The organism is Burkholderia dolosa (assembly GCF_902499135.1).
Taxonomy (GTDB): Bacteria; Pseudomonadota; Gammaproteobacteria; order Burkholderiales; family Burkholderiaceae; genus Burkholderia; species Burkholderia dolosa.
On sequence record NZ_CABVPR010000122.1, the window covers coordinates 1 to 5,021 of the forward strand.

Annotated in this window: 3 protein-coding genes and 1 pseudogene; 3 read left to right on the forward strand and 1 reads right to left on the reverse strand. The window is 66.5% G+C overall.

Annotation, left to right across the window (positions count from 1 at the left end; all coding sequences use genetic code 11):
• Positions 1–47 precede the first annotated feature (47 nt).
• Positions 48–1,256, reverse strand: a complete 1,209-nt coding sequence (locus BUB20358_RS27580) for a hypothetical protein (protein WP_123806802.1) — start codon at positions 1,254–1,256, stop codon at positions 48–50.
• 237 nt (positions 1,257–1,493) lie between these two features.
• Between BUB20358_RS27580 and flhB the strand changes: the two genes are divergently transcribed.
• The 3 genes and pseudogenes from flhB to flhF all read left to right on the forward strand — a co-directional run.
• A complete protein-coding gene (gene flhB, locus BUB20358_RS27585; protein WP_035971381.1) occupies positions 1,494–2,693 on the forward strand; it encodes a flagellar biosynthesis protein FlhB in 1,200 nt (399 codons plus the stop codon).
• Positions 2,690–4,789: a flagellar biosynthesis protein FlhA gene (flhA, locus tag BUB20358_RS27590; protein ID WP_006762891.1), complete on the forward strand. Its 2,100-nt coding sequence runs from the start codon at positions 2,690–2,692 to the stop codon at positions 4,787–4,789. Before flhB ends, flhA begins: the two co-directional genes overlap by 4 nt.
• Positions 4,786–5,021: pseudogene (gene flhF, locus BUB20358_RS27595) on the forward strand (flagellar biosynthesis protein FlhF); the annotation flags it as partial. The gene flhA and the pseudogene flhF, both read left to right, overlap by 4 nt.

Consider the following 5,021-nt stretch of genomic DNA (forward strand, 5'->3'; position numbering starts at 1 on the left):
CTGATGTCTCCCGTTCCGTTGACGTCAACATGCTACGTGAACATAGATCAGTTAACAACGGAACGGGACACTAGCTCAGTCATCAGGGTTTTGGCTGCCACCGTAAAAGCGTGCCGGAAGCTATAGCAGTCTACCTGTCCCCACCTTTTCTCCGCCGTGTGATTTTCCGGCAGCTCGCTCTGCCACGATTTCGCATGCAGAGCCAGCCTTCCTTCGGGAATACCTAGCTCGCGGGCCACGTCGCCGACGCGCGTGCCCAGCCTGATCCTGTCGAAGGCTTCCCAGATCACTGCCTTTCGAAAGTGTTGCCTGAGTTCGGGGGCGTCGATGCCTAGGTGGGCTGCCACTGCATCGACATCGGAATAACGAGGAAGCGGGGCAGCGCTGCGAAGGTAACGGCCGATGGCGATTCGCTGCAGCGTCAGCCTCACGTCTTCGTTCTCGTCATTCAACACGATGTCGTTGCATGGCGTACCCGCGATGCACTGTTCGTAGGCGTCGGCCGGCAAATGCCGTTTCTCGAGCAGGCGGAGAACCTCATCATTGTCCTCTGCACCGTATTTGGCCAGCGCCGCTTGCCGCGACAGCCCGTGAGTGGCGATGGCGTCCCGTATCATCTTCGCCAGCAGGGCGTGGCCTGGCTTCCTCAGTAAGCTTTCAGCTTCCGCCGTCGCACGCCGCGTTGGGAAAGGGGCGAGCGCGGCCGCTGCAAGATAGTTTCGGGGGATGCCTCTCGATATCCATCCGACGCAACAGTTGACATACCGTTCCCGTAGCGGATCCAGCTCGCGGATTCCGTGACGTCGGGCGACCGCCTGATAGTCCGTGTCGGCATGAATATTTGAGAGGTTAAATTTTTTTGCGGTGGCATCGCCCGTACGTAGAGATCGGTACCGCATCTCATTACCGCGTGCTTTTCTGTAGCCCTTTCGCAGCGGATGGGCGTGTCGGTTGCCCGCTTCGAGCATATCCACGGCGACATGCGCAAGGAGGGTCTCGTCCATCTCGACGCCATGACGTTTTGCGAAGTAAATGGACGAAAGGAACCGCTTCGGGTCGTGGATCGACCCCAGCTGCTTTCTCGCGTACGCGACGTCATCCGGCGACGCGCCACGCAAGTAACCGGCGCTGCGCGAAGCGACGGCCACGATATGCTCGAGAATCGCCTTCGTCGGCATGGAGTGCGGTTCTGAACTGTCGCCGCGTATCGTGATGTGCCGGGTCGGACCGACGTCGCCGGTTCTGGTAATTGGCATGGTGTTTCCTGTCAATGGAGCGCCGATCATGCCCCGCCGATTGCCGCTGCGCTTCTAAATATTGATCGGATCGCCGCGCTTTCCCGATGCGAGGACCGACCCGGACGTCGCCAGCCCGCCCGATTCCCCGAAATACCCCCCTTTCCCGGCTTTGCTCGACCGATCGGCGTTTGACGCGCGCATGAATAATCGGTGTCACTGGAAAGCGGCATCCCGCCGTACCCGACTGGAGGCCCCGTGGCAGACGAGAGCGATCTCGACCGAACCGAAGCCGCCACTCCGAGACGCCGCGAGAAGGCGCGCGAGGAGGGGCAGGTCGCGCGCTCGCGCGAACTCGCTTCGTTCGCGCTGCTCGCGGCCGGGTTCTACGGCGCGTGGCTGCTCGCGGGTCCGTCGGGCACGCATCTGCAGACGATGCTTCGCGGCGCGTTCTCGTTCGATCGCGCGACCGCGTTCGACACGAACCGGATGCTGTCGGCGGCCGGCAGCGCGAGCGTCGAAGGCCTGGCCGCGCTGCTGCCGCTGCTCGCGCTCACCGGCCTCGCCGCGCTGCTCGCACCGATGGCGCTCGGCGGCTGGCTGCTGTCGCAGAAGACGTTCGAGCTGAAGTTCGACCGGCTGAACCCGATCGCCGGGCTCGGCCGCATCTTTTCGATCCAGGGGCCGATCCAGCTCGCGATGTCGGTCGCGAAGACGCTCGTCGTCGGCGGGATCGGCGGCATCGCGATCTGGCGCAGCAAGGACGAGCTGCTCGGCCTCGCGACGCGGCCGCTCGGCACCGCGCTCGCCGATGCGCTGCATCTCGTCGCCGTGTGCTGCGGCACGACGGTCGCCGGCATGCTCGTCGTCGCCGCGCTCGACGTTCCGTATCAGCTCTGGCAGTACAACAAGAAGTTGCGCATGACGAAGGAAGAAGTGAAGCGCGAGCATCGCGAGAACGAAGGCGATCCGCACGTGAAGGGGCGCATTCGCCAGCAGCAGCGCGCGATCGCGCGCCGCCGGATGATGGCGGCCGTGCCGAAGGCGGACGTGGTCGTCACGAACCCGACGCACTTCGCGGTCGCGCTGCAGTACACGGACGGCGAGATGCGCGCGCCGAAGGTCGTCGCGAAGGGCGTGAACCTGGTCGCCGCGCGCATCCGCGAACTCGCGGCCGAGCACAACGTGCCGCTGCTCGAGGCGCCGCCGCTCGCGCGCGCGCTGTATCACAACGTCGAACTCGAGCGCGAGATTCCCGGCTCGCTGTACTCGGCCGTCGCCGAAGTGCTCGCGTGGGTCTATCAGCTCAAGCGCTTCCGCTCGGAAGGCGGCGCGTTCCCGGCCGCGCCGGTCGATCTCGACGTGCCGGCCGAGCTCGACAAGGGCGCGTCGGTGGCCGCCGACGACGAGCGCGACGAAGCCGAAGACGTGCTCGGCACGGCCGGAGGCACGGCATGAGCACGCCGGGCAGCCTGTTCGCGAAGCGTCCGAACCTGCTCGCGGGCACCAACCTGCGCGCGCTCGCGGGCCCGGTCCTGATCTGCATGATCCTCGGGATGATGATCCTGCCGCTGCCGCCGCTGCTGCTGGATCTGCTGTTCACGTTCAACATCGCGCTGTCGGTGATGGTGCTGCTCGTCAGCATGTACACGATGAAGCCGCTCGACTTCGCGGCGTTCCCGAGCGTGCTGCTGTTCTCGACGCTGCTGCGGCTGTCGCTGAACGTCGCGTCGACGCGCGTCGTGCTGCTCGAAGGTCACACCGGCCCCGACGCGGCCGGCCAGGTGATCGAGGCGTTCGGCCACTTCCTCGTCGGCGGCAATTTCGCGGTCGGCATCGTCGTGTTCGTGATCCTGATGATCATCAACTTCATGGTGATCACGAAGGGCGCGGGGCGCATCGCCGAAGTGTCCGCGCGCTTCACGCTCGACGCGATGCCCGGCAAGCAGATGGCGATCGACGCGGACCTGAACGCCGGCCTCATCAACGAGGAAGTCGCGCGCAAGCGCCGTCAGGCCGTCGCACAGGAGGCGGAGTTCTACGGGTCGATGGACGGCGCGTCGAAGTTCGTGCGCGGCGACGCGATCGCCGGCCTGATCATCATGGCGATCAACGTGATCGGCGGGCTGATCGTCGGGATGGTCCAGCACGACATGACGTTCGCGGCCGCGGGCACGAACTACACGCTGCTGACGATCGGCGACGGCCTCGTCGCGCAGATTCCGTCGCTCGTGATCTCGACCGCGGCCGGCGTGATCGTGTCGCGCGTCGCGACCGACGAGGACATCGGCACGCAGATCACCGGCCAGCTGTTCACGAACCCGCGCGTGCTGACGATCACCGGCGCGATCATTGTGCTGATGGGGCTGATTCCCGGGATGCCGCACTTCGCGTTCCTGCTGCTCGGCGGCGGCGCGATCTGGCTTGCCCGCACGCAGACGAAGCGCGCGGCCGCGCGCAAGGCGGCCGGCGACGTGACCGAAATCGCGCCGCCCGCCGCGCTGCCGGCCGACAGCCACGAGGCGACGTGGGACGACGTGCAGCTGATCGACCCGCTCGGCCTCGAAGTCGGCTACCGGCTGATTCCGCTCGTCGACAAGAACAGCGACGGCGAGCTGCTCAAGCGGATCAAGAGCATCCGCAAGAAATTCGCGCAGGAAATCGGCTTCCTGCCGCCGGTGATCCATATCCGCGACAACCTCGAGCTGCGGCCGAACGCATACCGGATCGCGCTGAAGGGTGTCGAGATCGGCGCGGGCGAAGTGTTCCCCGGCCAGTGGCTCGCGATCAATCCCGGGCAGGTGACGGCCGCGCTGCCGGGCGCTGCCACGCAGGACCCGGCATTCGGGCTGCCGGCCGTGTGGATCGACGTCGCGATGCGCGAACAGGCGCAGGTGTACGGCTACACGGTCGTCGATGCGAGCACCGTCGTCGCGACGCACCTGAACCATCTCGTCGTCCAGCACGCGGCCGAGCTGCTCGGCCGCCAGGAAGTGCAGGCGCTCGTCGAGCGCACCGGCAAGGACGCGCCGTCGCTCGTCGAGGATCTCGTGCCGAAGACGATCTCGCTGACGACGCTGCAGAAGGTGCTGCAGAACCTGCTCGAGGAAGGCGTGCCGATCCGCGACATGCGCACGATCCTCGAAGCCGTGTCCGAACATGCGGGCCGCGGCGACGCATACGAGATCACGGCCGCCGTGCGGCTGTCGCTCGGCCGTGCGATCACGCAGCAGTGGTATCCGGGCTCGGGCGAGATGCAGGTGATGGGCCTCGACGCGAATCTCGAGCGCGTGCTGTCGCAGGCGCTCGCCACCGGCGCGAACCCGGGCCTCGAGCCCGGCCTCGCGCACAACCTTCTGACCGGCACGCAGCAAGCGCTGCTGCGTCAACAGAATCTCGGGCTGCCGCCCGTGCTGCTCGTGCAGCACGCGCTGCGCGCGATGCTCGCGCGCTTCCTGCGCCGCAGCCTGCCGCAATTGAAAGTGCTGTCGTACGCCGAAGTGCCGGACACACGCACGATCAAGGTCGTTAACGTCATCGGGGGTTCCGCTTGAACATTCGCAAATTCACCGGCGCGACGAGCCGCGACGCGCTTCGTCTTGTGCGCGAGGCACTCGGCGCCGACGCCGTCGTGCTGTCGAACCGCACGCTCGATGACGGCAGTGTCGAAATCGTCGCACTGGCCGACTCCGACCTCGCCGCGGTGACGCCCGCCGCTGCCGCGCGCGCGCGCATCGCGACGCCGCGCGTGCCGGAATCGGTGCCGGCCGCGGCCGTGCCGGGCAT

Coding starts and splice junctions, on each gene's coding strand:
- BUB20358_RS27580 (WP_123806802.1), bottom strand. CDS start 1,256: ATGCCAATTACCAGAACCGGCGACGTCGGTCCGACCCGGCACATCACG.
- flhA (WP_006762891.1), top strand. CDS start 2,690: ATGAGCACGCCGGGCAGCCTGTTCGCGAAGCGTCCGAACCTGCTCGCG.